General features: G+C 67.8%; 13 protein-coding genes. 2 read left to right on the forward strand and 11 right to left on the reverse strand.

Going from position 1 to position 15491, the window contains the following annotated elements:
- Window positions 1-20 precede the first annotated feature (20 nt).
- Window positions 21-1835 carry an SLC13 family permease gene (locus Q8M82_RS13550; protein ID WP_305691865.1) on the forward strand — a complete coding sequence of 605 codons (1815 nt, stop codon included), beginning with the start codon at window positions 21-23 and terminating at the stop codon, window positions 1833-1835.
- A 150-nt stretch (window positions 1836-1985) separates the two neighbouring features.
- Here the strand turns inward: Q8M82_RS13550 and Q8M82_RS13555 are convergent, their stop codons facing one another.
- The 8 genes from Q8M82_RS13555 to Q8M82_RS13590 all read right to left on the reverse strand — a co-directional run bounded on the left by Q8M82_RS13555 (window position 1986) and on the right by Q8M82_RS13590 (window position 10328).
- Window positions 1986-3476 (reverse strand): alpha/beta hydrolase, encoded by a 1491-nt coding sequence (locus Q8M82_RS13555; RefSeq protein ID WP_305691866.1) that lies wholly within the window; start codon window positions 3474-3476, stop codon window positions 1986-1988.
- A 157-nt stretch (window positions 3477-3633) separates the two neighbouring features.
- Window positions 3634-3993, reverse strand: coding sequence for a Na+/H+ antiporter subunit G (locus tag Q8M82_RS13560; protein ID WP_305691867.1), 360 nt, complete (start codon window positions 3991-3993; stop codon window positions 3634-3636).
- A gap of 10 nt (window positions 3994-4003) precedes the next feature.
- The gene (locus Q8M82_RS13565) at window positions 4004-4273 is read right to left on the reverse strand and encodes a K+/H+ antiporter subunit F (RefSeq protein ID WP_305691868.1); all 270 of its coding nucleotides are present in this window, start codon (window positions 4271-4273) and stop codon (window positions 4004-4006) included.
- Window positions 4270-4761 (reverse strand): Na+/H+ antiporter subunit E, encoded by a 492-nt coding sequence (locus Q8M82_RS13570; RefSeq protein WP_305691869.1) that lies wholly within the window; start codon window positions 4759-4761, stop codon window positions 4270-4272. Before Q8M82_RS13570 ends, Q8M82_RS13565 begins: the two co-directional genes overlap by 4 nt.
- A 3-nt stretch (window positions 4762-4764) precedes the next feature.
- Window positions 4765-6324, reverse strand: coding sequence for a monovalent cation/H+ antiporter subunit D (locus Q8M82_RS13575; protein ID WP_305691870.1), 1560 nt, complete (start codon window positions 6322-6324; stop codon window positions 4765-4767).
- Window positions 6321-6704, reverse strand: coding sequence for a Na+/H+ antiporter subunit C (locus tag Q8M82_RS13580; protein ID WP_305691871.1), 384 nt, complete (start codon window positions 6702-6704; stop codon window positions 6321-6323). Before Q8M82_RS13580 ends, Q8M82_RS13575 begins: the two co-directional genes overlap by 4 nt.
- A 1-nt stretch (window position 6705) precedes the next feature.
- The gene (locus Q8M82_RS13585; RefSeq protein ID WP_305691872.1) at window positions 6706-9555 is read right to left on the reverse strand and encodes a monovalent cation/H+ antiporter subunit A; all 2850 of its coding nucleotides are present in this window, start codon (window positions 9553-9555) and stop codon (window positions 6706-6708) included.
- Between the two features lie 581 nt (window positions 9556-10136).
- On the reverse strand, window positions 10137-10328 hold the full coding sequence (locus Q8M82_RS13590; protein WP_305691873.1) for a hypothetical protein: 192 nt from the start codon (window positions 10326-10328) through the stop codon (window positions 10137-10139).
- Window positions 10329-10663: 335 nt separating this feature from the next.
- Between Q8M82_RS13590 and Q8M82_RS13595 the strand changes: the two genes are divergently transcribed.
- Window positions 10664-11653, forward strand: coding sequence for a tripartite tricarboxylate transporter substrate binding protein (locus tag Q8M82_RS13595; protein WP_305691874.1), 990 nt, complete (start codon window positions 10664-10666; stop codon window positions 11651-11653).
- A gap of 419 nt (window positions 11654-12072) precedes the next feature.
- Here Q8M82_RS13595 and phnE read toward each other — a convergent pair whose 3' ends face one another.
- The 3 genes from phnE to phnD form a co-directional block, all read right to left on the reverse strand.
- Window positions 12073-13701, reverse strand: a complete 1629-nt coding sequence (phnE, locus tag Q8M82_RS23445) for a phosphonate ABC transporter, permease protein PhnE (RefSeq protein ID WP_371126351.1) — start codon at window positions 13699-13701, stop codon at window positions 12073-12075.
- The gene (gene phnC, locus Q8M82_RS13610) at window positions 13698-14483 is read right to left on the reverse strand and encodes a phosphonate ABC transporter ATP-binding protein (RefSeq protein ID WP_305691875.1); all 786 of its coding nucleotides are present in this window, start codon (window positions 14481-14483) and stop codon (window positions 13698-13700) included. The genes phnE and phnC overlap by 4 nt, the downstream gene beginning before the upstream one ends.
- Window positions 14484-14519: 36 nt before the next feature.
- Window positions 14520-15491 (reverse strand): phosphate/phosphite/phosphonate ABC transporter substrate-binding protein (gene phnD, locus Q8M82_RS13615; RefSeq protein ID WP_305691876.1); only part of this gene is annotated, 972 nt, incomplete at its 5' end.

The following is a 15491-nucleotide window of genomic DNA, read 5'->3' on the forward strand; positions in this document are numbered from 1 at the left end:
AAAGTCCAGGACGCGCCCGCGTGAACGCCATCGAAAGCACAGCCCTCGTCGTCGCGGTGACGATCGCGTTCTTCGCCTGGAACCGGCTGCCGGTGGTGGTGGTCGCGATCGGGGCGGCGCTCTCGCTCTGGGCACTGGGCGTCGTCACGCTGGAGCAGGCGCTCGCCGGCTTCGGCGATCGCGCGGTGATGTTCGTCGCCAGCCTGTTCATCGTCAGTGCCGCGCTGGACAAGACCGGCGTCACCGCCTGGGCCGGGCAGATTCTGATCGCGAAGGCCGGCGAGAGCAAGAACCGCCTGCTCGTCATCATCATGGCCGCGGCCGGCACGCTCACCGCGCTGATCAGCGGCGGCGGCGCGGTCGCGGCGCTGATGCCGGTGGTCGTCCTCGCGGCGATCCGTTTGCGCCAGTCGCCGACGCTGCTCCTGATGCCGCTCGCCTTCTCCGCCCATGCCGGCGCCAACATCCTGCTGACCGGCGCGCCCAAGAACATCCTCGTCTCCGAGGCGCTTGAGGATAGCGGGCTGCCGGGCTTCGGCTTCGCCGAATTCGCGCTCGTCGGCGCGCCGCTTCTCGCCGGGACGATGCTGATCATCCTCCTGCTGGGCAAACGTCTCCTGCCGGCGCAGGGCCATGCCCGCCTGCCGGCCGATTTCAGCCGGCATGCCCAGACCCTGGTCGAGCATTACGGCCTCACCGACGGCTTCTTTCACCTGCGGGTGCGTGGGAGTTCCGATCTGATCGGCAAGCTCCCCGCAGCGCTGGCCCTGTCGCAGCAGGAGGGCGCGATCGACCTCGTCAGCGTTCAGGCCGGAACATCCGGCATCGCGCGCGGGGATCAGCCGATCCGCGAGGGCGACTATCTGCTGGTCAAGGGCGAGGCGGGGGCGGTGGCGCGGCTCTGCGCCTCCTCGCATCTCGCGCCGCGCGACGACGCAGACGACGGCGATGCGGCCGGCGCCCTGCTCAACCGCAGCACGGGGCTGGCCGAGGTGGTGATCCCGCCGCGCTCGGCCTTCATCGGCAAGGCGGTGCATCCCGGCATGACCACGGAGGGCGGCGACCTGATCGTGCTCGCGGTCCAACGCGGCGGCGTCGATCTCGATCCGGCCGATCCCGTGCTGCGGGCCGGCGACACGGTGCTGCTCAAGGGCAGCTGGAAGGCGCTCGACCTGCGGCTGGCGGATGCCGACGTGTTGGTCGTGAACTCACCCGACCTCGTCCGACGCCAGGCCGTGCCGATGGGGGCGGGCGCCGGCGTCGCGCTGGCCGCGCTCGGCGCACTGGTGCTGCTGCTGGCGACGGGCTTCGTGCCGCCTGCGGTCGCGGCAATGCTCTGCGCGCTGGCGCTGATCGGCGCCGGCATCCTCTCGGTCGAGGAGGCCTATCGCGCCATCCACTGGACCACGATCATCCTGATCGGTGCGATGATGCCGCTCTCGATCGCGATGGTGCAGTCGGGCGCTGCCGATCTGGTGGCGCGCCAGCTCGTGGCGCTGACCGGCGGCGGCGGGCCGACGGTCTTCCTCGCCGGGCTGTTCCTGCTGACCGCCTGCCTCGGCCAGATCATGAGCAACACCGCCACCACCATGCTGGTGATCCCGATCGCGATGGCCGCCGCCGCCAGCCTGGGCGTCTCGCCCCGGCCGATCCTGATGAGCCTGTGCATCGCCGGCTCGGCCTCCTTCATGACGCCGATCGCGACCTCGACCAACCTGATGGTGATGGGCCCGGGCGGCTATGCCTTCGGCGATTACTGGAAGCTCGGCCTGCCGCTGATGATCTGGTTCTTCGTCATGGCGGTGTTCTACGTGCCGCTGATCTGGCGGTTCTGAGGGGCAGGATTCCACCAGCCCTCATCCTGAGGAGCCGCGAAGCGGCGTCTCGAAGGATGGTCCATGAGGTTCCGGGATCCGCTGAAGCATCCTTCGAGACGCGGCCTGCGGCCGCTCCTCAGGATGAGGGCTGAGGGGAACCAACCTCGCTTACTGTCCCTTCTTCTCCACCGCCGCAGCCCCAACCGGCCCTCCCAGCCGCTCGTCGATGCGGCCGAGCAGATAGGGGTAGAACGGGTTCGACGACATGCGCAGCAGCGCGTCGAGATTGACGATCAGCGTGCCGCGCTCGCCGCGCGCCGCCACCGAGCCGAGCTGGATGCCGAAATCATCCGCCGGGTCGGGCGTCATGCCGTAGAGCCCGTCCGTCAGCGGAAACGGCAGCGCGACATGCGAGAGCGAGAAGACGTCGCGCGGGAAGGAAAGGCCGAGCGGCCGCTCCGTCTCCTCGCTGGCGCCGGCCTCGGTCACGCGCTCGACGACCTCGCTGGCGTCCGGGCTGGCATTGGTGATGACCGAAAGCCGGAAATTCCGCGGCGCGGGCGGCAGCATGCGGCCGAGCAGCGTGTCCGCGGAAGTGTTCAGCAGCGGGCCGAACTTGGCGTTGCGGTTGAGGTCGAACAGCACAAGCTCGCTGCCATTGGCCGGCAGATGGGCATAGAGCGAAGTGATGATCGCGCGCGTCGAGACGGTGAAGTCCATCACCGACTGGAAGGTGATCAGCGGCGGCAGGTCGTTCAGCCGGCCCTCGCGCGAATGCCTGATGATCTTCTGCTGCAGGGCCGCCGTCAGGAGATGGGACTGGCGCGCGCCGTTGACGGGAAAGGAGTTGTACTTGAACGGGTTGAACTCGGGCAGGACGCTGAGCCAGGCCGCCTTGGCGAAGGCCGGCAGGACCGACGGCAGGGCGGCGAGCCCCGCGAAGCGGGCAAAAGCCGTGATCCCGACCATCGGCGAGATCAGCACGAGGCGCTCGGCCCTCGGCAGCTTCGGATCCTCCAGCGCCTCGAGCGCATGCATCAGGGCGAGCGCGCCGCCATTGGAGAAGCCGACCAGATGCAGCGGCGCGGTCGGCCCGGCGAGGCGGCGGGCCTCGCGCATCGCCAGCCGTGTCGCCGCCAGCCAGTCCTGCCATTCGATCTCGGTCAGTCCAGCCGGCACGGTGCCATGGCCGGGCAGGCGGGGGGCGACAGTGACGAAGCCGCGCTCGCGGTATTGCCGCGCGACATGGCGCAGGCTGTAGGGCGAATCGGTCAGCCCGTGCAGGAAGACGGCCGCGCCTTTCGGCGGTCCGTCCGGCTGCAGGACGTAGGAGCGGTTCCAGTCCTGCGCGAAGCGGGCCGGGTAGATCGGGCTGCCGTCGAAATAGCGGTTCACCGGCACGCGCGCATCGGGCTCGAGCTTCTGCGTCACCTCGCGGCGGATCGCGGCGAAGGCCGCCTCCTCGGCCGCCAGATAAGCGCGCCAGTCGCCGCGATCGAGTTCGGCGACCGAAAGCTCGTCGGGGATGTAGGTATGCCAGGGCTCGAGCGGGGCGCCGCGCTCGGAATCATAGATCCGCAAGCCGAGCAGCGCGACGACGACGATGGCGAGAACGGCGACGGTTCTTTTCAGGACGCGGCCGACTCGGTGAACGTTCATCGCGGTGCAATCCCCGGTGGGCCGTACGGTTCGTCATCATGCCCGACCTGGCGTCGGCATGCCACGGGCCGTCGCGGACGCAGCGGCATGTCCACGGCCGCCATCTCGGCCAGTCGTCCGAGGCGAAGGCCCGCTCAACCGGCCCCGGCGCCTGCCGTCACTTCTCGCTGTCGAGCGTCGCCCAGCCGCTCGGCCGGTCCGTCGGCGGCAGGCTGCTCCGGTCCGCCTGCGACCGCAGGATATGCGCCTTGGCCAGCATATGCGCCGTCACCGGGGCGGTGAGGAACAGGAAGATCGTGATCAGCAGTTCGTGGAACGAGATGTGGTCGCCCGCGATCGCGAAATAAGCCATCGAGGCGATCAGCAGCGAGCCGATGCCGAGCGTCGTCGATTTGGAGGGGCCGTGCAGGCGCCGCATCATGTCGGGCAGCTTCGCCAGCCCGAAGGAGCCGACGAGCAGGAAGAAGGCTCCGATCAGGATCAAGGCCGTGACGGCCGCTTCGCCAATCCAGTGCATGCCACGCGTCCTATTCGATCACATTGCCACGGAGCAGGTATTTGCAGAAGGCCACGGTCGTCACGAAGCCGACCATGGCGATCAGCATCGCCGCTTCGAAATAGATCGTCGTCCCGTAATAGATGCCCAGCAGCACGATCAGCCCGATCGCGTTGATGACCATCGTGTCCAGAGCGAGGACGCGATCCGTGACGTCGGGGCCGATCGCCAGCCGGTAGAGATTGAGCAGGATCGCGAGGCCGGTGGCGGCCAGCGCGATCAGACAGGCGGTTGCGATCATTCGAAGATCCTCTTCAGCCTGCGCTCGTAGCGCTGCTTGATCTGGGCGACGGTCGCCTCCGCCCCGTCGGTCTCCAGGCAGTGCACGAGCAAAGCCCGCCCGTCGGCGCTGACATCGGCGGAGACCGTGCCGGGCGTCATCGTGATGGTGCCGGCCAGGACGGTGATCGCCTCCGGCGATCTGAGGTCGAGCGGCAGGGTGATGAAGCGCGATTGCAGGCTGTCACCGCGACGAAACAGGATGAGGGACGCGACCTGGATGTTGGAGACGACGATGTCCCAGAGCACGACCAGCATGAACTCGATCATCATCAACGGAGCGCCGACTCGCGGGCGTCCCGGCCAATAGGCGCTGGTGGCCAGCGGAATCAGGACGCCCAGAATCAGCCCCAGCACCAGCTGGCCGAAGGTAACCTCGTTGGCGAGCAGGACCCAGACCGCGACGATCCACACCGACAACAGGGGATGGGGGAAGAGGCGAAGCAGCATGGCCTAGTTCCCCCCCGTGCCGGTGCCGGCGGCGGGCGCCAGCACCGCGCGAACATAGCCGGCCTTGTCGAGCAACTGTTCCGACGTGGCCGCGAAGGCGCCGGTGAACGGGCCGGCGCCCAGCGACAGCGCCGCCGTGGCCGCCAGCAGGACGGCGATGACGAGGATCGGCACCAGGGTGATCCCGGTCAGGCGGTCGGGCGCCCTCCCGAGCGCCGCTCCGCCCGAAGAGGGGACCGGCTCCGTGTTGTTCCAGAAGATCATCGAGCCGGCGCGCGCATATCCGATCATCATCAAAAGGCTCGCACCGAGGATGGTGGTCCAGATCAGCGACGCGTGGGGTGCCCCACGCGTCGCGTCGAGGATCAGCAGCTTGCCGATGAAGCCCGACAGGGGCGGCATCCCCACCATGGCGATGGCTGCGAGGAAGAACATCGCGCCCAGCAGCGTCTCGTTGCCGATCGCCGGTGCCGGTTCGAGCCTGTCGAGTTGAGGCCCGCGCCGCTGCGCGATGACGTCGACGAGCAGGAACAGGGCTGCGCCCGTCAGGGTGCTGTGGACGAGGTAGGAAAGAGCCGCCGTCGTGCCGGGGCCGTCGAACAGCCCGACCGCGATCAGGAGATTGCCCATCGAGGCGACGACGGAGAAGCAGACGAGATCGCGCAGGTTGCGGCTGGCGAGCACGCCGACGGCGCCTACGATCAGCGTCACCAGCGCCGCCGGGATGACGATGGGCGCGGCGATGGCGCCCAGCGGCCCGGCCTCCGCACCGAAGATCAGCCCGTAGACGCGGATGATCGCATAGGCGCCGACCTTGGTCATGATCATGAACATCGCCGCGGCCGGCGCGGAGGTTGCCGCATAGGCGCTCGGCAGCCACCAGTGCAGCGGCACCAGCGCCGCCTTGGTCGCGAACACGGCGAACAGCAGCATCGCGCCGGTCTTCAGCAGCGCCTGATCGCCGGCCGACACGGCCGCGACCTTGCCCGCGAGATCGGCCATGTTGAGCGTGCCGGTGATCGCATAGATCAAGCCGACGCCGAACAGGAACAGCGTCGAGGCAATCAGGTTGATCGCGACATAGTGGAAGCCCGCCTTGAGCCGCGGCGCACCGCCGCCATGCAGCATCAGCCCATAGGAGGCGATCAGCATGACCTCGAAGAAGACGAAGAGGTTGAACAGGTCGCCGGTCAGGAAGGCGCCGTTGACGCCGAGAATCTGGAATTGCAGCAGGGCATGGAAATGCCGGCCGCGCTTGTCCCAGCCGGCGCAGGCATAGACCGCGACCATCAGCGCCAGCGCCGCGGTGAGCAGCAGCATGATCGCCGACAGTCGGTCGAGCACGAGGACAATGCCGAACGGCGCCGGCCAGTTGCCGAGGAAATAGGCCCGCGGCTGGCCGTCGCCGGCGAGCACGAGCAGGCCGATGGCCAATGCCAGCGTCAGGAGCGTGGAGCCGACAGAGACCACGCGCTGGTGCTTGAGATGATGCGGCAGCGCCAGGATGAGCAGCGCTGCCGTCATCGCCGGCAGAACCGTGGGCAGAACGATCCAGTTGTTCATGATGGCAGCCGCGCCTTGTCGCCGTCCGTCCGCACCGCTTCCATGTCGCCCTCGTCGGCATCCGAAAGGTCGACCGCATCGCTTCCCGATTCCAGGAAGCCCCGCAATGCGAGCACGACGATCAGCGCCGTCATGCCGAAAGAGATCACGATCGCCGTCAGCACCAGCGCCTGCGGCAGCGGATCGGCATAGCCGCTCGCCTGCGCGCTGATGACCGGCGGCTGGTTGATCGTCAGCCGGCCCATCGCGAACAGGAACAGGTTCACGGCATAGGTCAGGAAGGTCAGGCCGAGAATGACCGGGAAGGTCCGTGCGCGCAGCAGGAGATAGATCCCCACCGCCGTCATCACGCCCGTGGCGCTGGCGACAAGCAACTCCACCTCAGACCTCCTTCGCCACGGCCGCGTCGCCGTCGAGCACGATGTCCATCGGACTGTCGGTGGCCGGCGAGCGCTCGGCGCGCTGCTGAACGCGCGAAATTTGCGACAGCGACAGCAGCACCGCACCGACGACGGCGAGGAAGACGCCGAGGTCGAAGGCCATCGCCGTCGCCAGCTCGAACGTGCCGACGAGAGGCAGCGAGAAATAGTCGAAGGAGCTCGTCAGGAACGGGCGCCCGAAAACGAAGGAGCCGATCCCGGTCAGTCCGGCGATGACGACGCCGGCCCCGATCATCGCCTGCGAATCGATGCGCGCGCGGGCATTGGCCCAGACATAACCGCTGGCCATGTACTGCATGATCAGCGCCATCGCCACGACGAGGCCGGCGATGAAGCCGCCACCCGGCAGATTGTGTCCACGCAGGAAGATGTAGACGCCCACCGTCAGCGCCAATGGCAGCAGCGCCCGCGTCGCCACCACGAGCATCAGCGGATGCGCGTCGCGGGCCTCTTCCGCGAAGCGGATGCTCGCCAGCCGGCGCGCGGACGCCCGGCCGAAGGGGTGGTCCAGCAGGGCGAAGATCGCCAGTGCGGCGATGCCGAGCACGATGATCTCGCCGAAGGTGTCGAAGCCGCGGAAATCGACCAGGATGACGTTGACGACATTGGTGCCGCCGCCGCCGGGCTTCGACTGCTCCAGATGGTAGGAGGAGATGGTCTCGAAGCCCCGCGTCATCACGGCATAGACCAGTCCGGCGACGCCCAGGCCGGCGACCGTGGCGATCGCGCCATCGCGCCAGCGCAGCCCGGGGCTGCTCAGTCGCGGTGTCGTCTTCGGCAGCAGATTGAGAGCCAGAAGCAGCAGCACCGTGGTCACGACATCGACGGAGATCTGCGTCAGCGCGAGATCCGGCGCCGAGAATTGCAGGAAAGCGAGCGAGACGACCAGGCCGACGACGCTCGTCAGGACCAGGGCGAAGACGCGGTCGTGGTGGCGCAGAGCCGCCACCAGGCTCGCCCCGACGAGCGCGACCCAGGCCACGACGGCCGGCAGCGACATCGGCAGCGCGGCCCGCGCACCGCTCCCATGCGAGGCGGTCCAGAAGCCTCCGGCCGCCAGTGCGAGCACGGCGGCGAGGATGACGACGAAATAGAGCTGCAGCGACCCGGTATGCGAGCGCGTGATGCTCCAGCTCGCGCCCGCCACCAGCCGACGGATGACGCGATCGAACAGCGTCTTGGCGTCGGGGCGCGGCAGGGCCAGACGGAACGCCTCGACCCGGCGATAGGCCAGGAACAGCGCGGAGCCGGCGACCAGCGCCGCGATGCTGACCAGCAGGGCCGGGGTGACCCCGTGCCAGAGCGCGAGGTAATAGGACGGCAAGGGCCCACCGATGACCGCCAGCGCCGTGCGTGCGACGATCGGCCCGGCGACCAGCGCCGGCAGCAGCCCGATCGCCACCACCAGCACGACGAGCACCGCGACCGGAAGCCACATGCCCGCCGGCGGATCATGCGGGTGGGCGGGGTAGTCATGCCGCTGCGGCCCGAAGAAGACGGCGACCGCGAGCCGGACCGAATAGGCCACCGAAAACAGCGTCGCCAGACCGACCATCACCGGGAACAGCCAGGGGATGCCGGCATAGGACGTATTCAGAGCCTCCTCGAGCATCATTTCCTTGGACAGGAAGCCGTTGAGCGGCGCGATGCCCGCCATCGAGGCGGATGCGATCAGCACCAGCGTCGCGGTGATCGGCATCAGCGTCATGAGACCACCGAGCCGTCGGATGTCGCGCGTACCGGTCTCGTGGTCGACGATGCCGGCGCCCATGAACAGCGCCGCCTTGAAGGTCGCATGATTGAGGATGTGGAACACGGCGGCCACCGCCGCCATGGGGGTGCCGAAGCCCAGCAGCATCGTCATCAGGCCGAGATGGCTGACGGTCGAGAAGGCCAGCAGCCCCTTCAGGTCATCCTTGAAGATCGCGATCCAGGCCGCGACCAGCATGGTGACGAGACCCACCGGCGCGACGATCAGGAACCAGGCATCGGTGCCGGCCAGCACCGGCCACAGCCGCGCCAGCAGGAAGACACCCGCCTTCACCATGGTGGCCGAGTGCAGATAAGCCGACACCGGCGTCGGGGCGGCCATGGCGTGCGGCAGCCAGAAATGGAAGGGAAACTGAGCCGATTTGGTGAAGGCGCCGCCGAGCACGAGCAGCAGCATCGGCAGATAGAGCGGCGAAGCCTTGATCAGATCACCCCGTTGCAGGATCACCGAGAGCTCGTAGGAGCCGGCGATGTGGCCGAGAAGCAGCATGCCGGCGATCAGCAGCAGCCCGCCGCCGCCGGTGACGACCAGCGCCATCCGGGCGCCCTGCCGCGCCTCGGGCAGATGCCGCCAATAGCCGATCAGCAGGAACGAGGTGAGGCTGGTGAGTTCCCAGAACACCAGCAGGAGCAGGATGTTGTCGGCCAGGACGACACCGACCATGGCGCCCTGGAACAGCAGAAGATAGGCGTAGAAGCGCCCCATCGGGTCGTTGCGGCTCAGGTAATAGCGCGCGTAAACGATCACCAGCAGGCCGATGCCGAGGATCATCGTGGCGAAGAACAGGCCGAGACCGTCGATGAAGAAGGAGAAGGACAGGCCGAGTTGCGGCAGCCAGTCCAGCCGCGCCTCGACGATCTCGCCTCGATAGACCGCCGGCGCATGCGACAGCAGCAGCGCCAGCGCGAGCAACGTCGCCAGCCCCGTCACTGCGGCACAGACATTCCGGCCCGAGCGGATGGTCAATGGAGGCAGGACCGCCGCAAAGAACGGCACAAGCGGGATCAACCACAGATTCATGCAACAACGGTCCCGTCGATCGACGTCACGATTATCCGGACGATAGGTGGCTCTTGTCGCGCTTGTCGAGATTGAGCAGGCGAGCCTTCGTCACGATACTCCGGCGCAACGACGACATGCTGTCTGCGGGCGAACCCCTCCCTCTCGCGCCGATCCTGTCCGGGCCAGCGGCGTGCCGGCCGGGCGGCGTGCGGTTCGCATGAACGGCCTTTCGCGAGGGGGGCGAGGGACCCTGGCGGCATGAAGGGGATGATCATCGGCGAGCGGCCGGCGATGCGGGCGGCCGGAGCGGACGGTCGGGCGCGACGGCGCGCGATGGCCTGTGGGTGGGCATGAGGCACGGATCTCCGCGCAGGCGGCCCGACCTGCGCAGTACCTGACCCGTCCGATCTCGAGAACGGGGCACCCGATTGGCGTATACGATCGATGAGCGGCGCCTGCAACACGCATGCGGCCCCGGCGGTGGGTTTGCCGCCTTTCCATCGCCGGATGACCCGGATCGCCGCCGGAACGTGCCGGACTCGTATCGACGCAGAGGTGACGGGCAGCGGCGAACGGCGTCGGTCCCGGAGTGGAACGGGTCAGCCCGAGAGCGCGCGGTCGAGGCTGAGCCGCAGACGATCGACCTCTTTGATCGTGTTGTCATGCGCCATCGAGGCGCCGACGACGCCACCGCCATCGGCGAGCCCGAGAGCCTCGCTCAGGCGACGGGAATGGAAGTGACCGAAGCGGATGCCGATCCCGTCCCGGTCCACGGCCAGGTCGGGTCTCATGGTCAGGTGCTCATCAAACAGGGCGGGACGGCTGCCTGCCATAGGCCCCGGGCGCAGGCGAAAGCCGCTTGCAGGAGGCACCTGACCGGTCGGCCGGACCCGCCGCCCGGGTTCGAGCCCTGCGCTGGATCGACCAGGAGAAGGGCGGTTCGGCCGTGTTCCCATGTAAGCCGCCCTTGACCCCTATCGCTGCGCCAGCTTTAAGCGGAGTCGCTATGCAAAAACGGAGGTTGCTCGGAGGGCCGCATCAAGTCTCAATAATACATCGCCCAAGGGTGCCCCGTCACAGACGAGGAGTACCCGATATCTAACTGGTTATGTGGAGGAAGACCCAGATGAAATTCATTGACAGACGTAGCATTCTCAAGGGCGCGGCTGCCGGCGCAGCAGGATTGATTGCCGCCCCAGCCATCGCTCAAGCGAAATACCCGGCCCGCCCTGTCACGCTCGTCTGCCCCTGGGGCGCCGGCGGCGGTACGGATGCGGTCGTCCGCATTATCGCGGCGCTGCTGGAGAAAAGCCTCGGGCAGCCCTTCAACGTCGTGAACCGAACCGGCGGATCGGGTGTCGTCGGCCATTCCGCGATCGCGACCGCGGCGCCGGACGGCTACACGCTCGGCATCATCACGTCCGAAATCGCGATGATGCATCATCAGGGCCTGACGCAGCTCACCTATGCCAGCTACACCCCGCTCGCATTGATGAACGACGATCCTCCGGGCGTGCAGGTGAGGGCGGATTCGCCCTACAAGGACATCAACCAGCTCGCGGATGCCATCAAGGCGGCGCCGGCCGGCAAGTTCAAGGCCTCGGGCACGGGGCAGGGCGGCATCTGGCACCTCGCGCTGGTCGGCTGGATGCAGGCGATGGGCCTCAAGCCGGATCACGTCGCCTGGGTGCCGTCCAACGGCGCGGCGCCCGCCATGCAGGATCTCGCGGCAGGCGGCATCGACCTCGTCACCTGCTCGGTCCCCGAGGCGCGCGCGATGATCGATGCCGGCCGCGCGCGCTCGCTCGCGATCATGGCGACGGAGCGTAACCCGCAGTTCAAGGACGTGCCGACGCTGAAGGAGACCATGGGGCTGGAGGTGCCGCTCGGCTCCTGGCGCGGGATCGGCGGGCCCAAGAACCTGCCGCCGGAAATGGCGACGCTGCTCTCCGCCGAGTTGAAGAAGATCTACGATTCAAAGGAATACAAGGACTTCATGAACTCGCGCGGCCTCACCATGAAATATGCCGATGCCGCGGCCTTCGGCTCGTTCATGGCCGACAGCGACAAGGCGATGGGTGCTTTCATGAAGGCGGGCGGGCTCGCCAAGGGCTGACCTCCGGCCTCACAACGCGGAAGAGGCCTCGCCGGCCTCTTCCGCGCGGGGCGACATGATGAACTGGCAGGAAGGCGCCCGAACCGGGCGCCTTCGTCGTTCTGGCGGCGATCCTCGCAGGCCGTGACCGTGCGAGACATGAGCGTGCGGGACAGCGGCGACGCTGAGCGCAGCCCGATCAGGAATTCGCAGAGCCGGATCTCGCCCATTGTCGGGACCCAAGGCCGCACGGGTGTCGACGCAGGCTGTGACGTGGCCTCGTCGGCCGGCTCGAGGTGGACCAGGTTCGGCCGCCGGCCGTCCCCTCAACCCTTGGGCTGATCGCGGGCTGGCGAACACGATCCTCCCGAAAGCCATGAGCCGCACCGTGCAGGAGCGATGCGCTCACTGCTTTCCGCTGTTTCGATCGTCCCGATCGGCTAGATCACGCGCGACCTGATCGTTGCCGTGACGATCTCCGTCATGACCACGACCACGAAGATCACGAGCAGCACCAGCCCCACCTGGTCCCAATAGAGGTTGTCCATTGAGGCCTGCAGCGCGACGCCGAGGCCGCCCGCGCCCACCAGCCCGAGCACCGCGCTCTCGCGGACATTGATGTCCCAGCGGAACAGGCTCACGGCCAGGAAGGCCGGCTTCACCTGGGGCCAGAAGCCTTTCAGCAGGATCGCGCGCCGCGACGCGCCTGCAGCGCGCAGCGCCTCGATCGGCCCGGCCTTGGCTTCCTCGATCGCCTCCGACAGGAACTTGCCCGTGAAACCGATCGAATGCACGGCGACCGCCATGACGCCGGCCAGCGCGCCGGGCCCGAACACGGCGACGAAAAGCAGCGCCCAGACCAGCGTATGGACCGAGCGCGTCGAGACGAGGATGAAGCGGCCGAGCGCGTTGACCCAGGGCGAGGGCGCGACGTTGCGGGCGCACATCAGCGCGACTGGCGTCGCCAGCAGGACGGCGAGAATGGTCCCCAGCGTCGCGGTGTGCAGCGTCTCGACCAGGGCCGTGCCCACGGTGGTGCCGAAATAGCTCCAGTCGATCGGCCACATCCGGCCGAGCAGGTCGGCGGTCTGCTGCGGCGCGTCGTAGAGAAATTCTGGGATGACCTCGATGGTCTGCACCGACCAGCCGAGCGCCAGCGCCGCCAGTCCCCAGAAGGCGAGGCGCATGCCGCGCTCCAGCGGGGTGAACCGGTGCCAGAGCCGGCCCGCGGCGCTCTGGACGACCACCCCCGACGGCGCCTCGTCCTGATAGATCCGCCGCATGAAGGCCGACAGCACCTCGCCCGCCATCACCGTGACGATGATCGCGATGATGATGGTCAGCACGAAATCATAGTCGAAACGCTGGAAGGCGGTGAACAGCGTCGCCCCGATGCCGCCGCCGCCGACCAGTCCGACGAGCGCGGAATTGCGCAGGTTGGAATCGAGCTGGTAGGCCGCGAACCCGATGAACCGCGGCAGCACCTGCGGCACGACGCCCATCGTCACCACCGAGAGGAAGGGCGCGCCGGCGGCGCGCAACGCCTCGATCGGCTTCATCGACATTTCTTCGATCGCCTCGGCGATCAGCTTTGCGATAAACCCGAGCGTCGCGACCACCAGGGCCATGACGCCGGCCAGCGCGCCGAAGCCCACCGCCTTGACGAACAGGATGGCGACGATGACCGGGTGGAAGGTGCGGCACAGCGCGATCACCCCGCGCGCCGCGACCGTCACCGGCAGGGGCATGAGGTTGCGCGCGGCGAACAGGCCGAGTGGCAGCGCCAGCAGCACGCCCACCGCCGTGGCGATGATCGCGATCTGGAGCGATTCCAGCATGCCCGACCACAGAAGCTGCATCTTGTCCGCGGCGGTGTTGGGCGGAAACATCCGGCCGAGGAAGCGCGCGCCGTTGTCGAGCCCGAGGACGAAACGCTCCCAGCGGATGTCGAGGATCTGCGCGGCGTAGGCGACATAGACGAGGAACAGGGCCGCGCCGATGCGCAGCGGCCAGTTGGGCGGGAAGGCGCGCGCGCGCAGGCTTCCGGACGCGATCGGAGACGCGCTCATTCCATCCAGCCTTCGCCGCCGTAGATCTCCGCGAGGTGGCTGTCCTGCAGCCCGGCGGGCGGCCCGTCATAGACGACCAGCCCCTTCGACATGCCGATGATGCGCAAGGCAAAGCGCTTCGCCAGCGCGACATTGTGGATGTTGACCAGGACGGGGATGTCGCGGTCGCGGCCGACCTGGGCGAGCAGTTCCATGATCTCGACGGAGGTCTTGGGATCGAGCGAGGAAGTCGGCTCGTCGGCGAGCACGAGATCGGGATCCTGCATCACCGCACGCGCGATGCCGACGCGCTGGCGCTGCCCGCCCGAAAGCTGGTCGGCGCGGCGGGTGGCGAACTCGCCCAGACCGACCGAATCGAGCAGCGCGAAGGCGCGCGCGATGTCGGCCTCCGGAAAGCGCCGCGTCCAGGCGCGCCAGACCGGCACATAGCCGAGCCGGCCGCAGAGCACGTTCTCGATCACGGTCAGACGCTCGACCAGGTTGTATTCCTGGAAGACCATGCCGAGGCGGCGGCGGGCCTGACGCAGGGCCTCGCCCTGGAGCTTCGCGAGATCGGTGCCACCGAGCAGGATCGAGCCAGATGTCGGGTCGACCAGCCGGTTGATGCAGCGGATCAGCGTCGATTTGCCGGTGCCGGACGGGCCGATGATGGCGACGATGCCCGGCTCGGAGACGGTCAGCGAAATGTCGCGCAGCACCGGCTGTCCGGGCCGATATTCCTTGACGAGGTTGTGGATGACGAGCGCCCGGCCCTGGCCGGACGCCACAGGCAGGGCGCTCATGATAGGAAAACCTCGTTCGACGACAGCGTGTTCTGGTCAGGGCGCCTTGGCGGGCGCCGCCTTCTTCTTGGCGAGCGCCTCGGCCTCGCGCTTGGCTTCGGCGTCATAGGCCGACTTGTTGTAGGGCGTGCCGGACTTCTCGGCGACATCGCGCACCACCGCCCAGTCCTTCTGGTAGGTGATCGGCAGGAAGCGGTCGTCGCCGTTGAACTCCTTCGTCATCTCGGGCGTGAAGCGGAAGGAGTAGAAGCAGTCGGTCAGCTTCTTGGCGAGTTCGGGCTTGAGATCATGGGCGTAGGCGAAGGATGAGGTCGGGAAGATCGCGCTGCGGTAGATCTCGCGCACCTCCTCCTTCTTGATCGTGCCGCGCACGATCATGCGCTCGTAGACGTCGCCGGCGACGGCGCCCATGTCGTAGTCGCCCGAGACGACGCCGAGGATCGACTTGTCGTGCCCGCCCGACATCAGCGGCTTGTAGTCGGTCTCCGCCGTCAGGCCGTGCTCGGGAAAGAGCACACGGGGGGCGAGATTGCCGGAGTTGGACGAGGGCGAGGTGTGAGCGACCTTCTTGCCCTTCAGATCGGAGAGCTTCTGATAGGGGCTAGAGGCCTTGACCACGGCGACGAGGTTATAGCCGCGCACGCCCTCGGCAGAGCCCTTGGCGGCGAAGGGGACGGCGCCGGCGAGGTTGACCGCGAAACCGGTCGGGCCGGTCGAGAAGCCGGCAAAATGCAGCCGGCCCGAGCGCATGGCCTCGATCTCGGCCGAATTGGATTGGACCGGATAATAGACGATCCGCTTGCCGGTGCAGGTGGCGAGATGGTCGCTCAGCGGCTTGAAGATGTTGGCATAGACGGCCGGATCCTCGACGGGCGTATAGGCCCAGACCAGCGCGGAGGGATCCTTCCACTTCGCCGGATCGGTGGGCGCATCCGCGACGAGATCCTTGTCGGCATCGCAGTACATCGTGTCGAGCTGGCCCCGATTCGGGCAGGCGTCCTGCGCGGC

Origin of the sequence: Allobosea sp., from assembly GCF_030694325.1 — a bacterium.
Taxonomy (GTDB): domain Bacteria; phylum Pseudomonadota; class Alphaproteobacteria; order Rhizobiales; family Beijerinckiaceae; genus Allobosea.

Excerpts from the sequence above, each read along its gene's own strand:
- Q8M82_RS13555 (WP_305691866.1), bottom strand. The coding sequence starts at position 3,476 with ATGAACGTTCACCGAGTCGGCCGCGTCCTGAAAAGAACCGTCGCCGTT.
- Q8M82_RS13560 (WP_305691867.1), bottom strand. The coding sequence starts at position 3,993 with ATGCACTGGATTGGCGAAGCGGCCGTCACGGCCTTGATCCTGATCGGA.
- Q8M82_RS13565 (WP_305691868.1), bottom strand. The coding sequence starts at position 4,273 with ATGATCGCAACCGCCTGTCTGATCGCGCTGGCCGCCACCGGCCTCGCG.
- Q8M82_RS13570 (WP_305691869.1), bottom strand. The coding sequence starts at position 4,761 with ATGCTGCTTCGCCTCTTCCCCCATCCCCTGTTGTCGGTGTGGATCGTC.
- Q8M82_RS13575 (WP_305691870.1), bottom strand. The coding sequence starts at position 6,324 with ATGAACAACTGGATCGTTCTGCCCACGGTTCTGCCGGCGATGACGGCA.
- Q8M82_RS13585 (WP_305691872.1), bottom strand. The coding sequence starts at position 9,555 with ATGAATCTGTGGTTGATCCCGCTTGTGCCGTTCTTTGCGGCGGTCCTG.
- Q8M82_RS13590 (WP_305691873.1), bottom strand. The coding sequence starts at position 10,328 with ATGAGACCCGACCTGGCCGTGGACCGGGACGGGATCGGCATCCGCTTC.
- Q8M82_RS13595 (WP_305691874.1), top strand. The coding sequence starts at position 10,664 with ATGAAATTCATTGACAGACGTAGCATTCTCAAGGGCGCGGCTGCCGGC.
- phnE (WP_371126351.1), bottom strand. The coding sequence starts at position 13,701 with ATGAGCGCGTCTCCGATCGCGTCCGGAAGCCTGCGCGCGCGCGCCTTC.
- phnC (WP_305691875.1), bottom strand. The coding sequence starts at position 14,483 with ATGAGCGCCCTGCCTGTGGCGTCCGGCCAGGGCCGGGCGCTCGTCATC.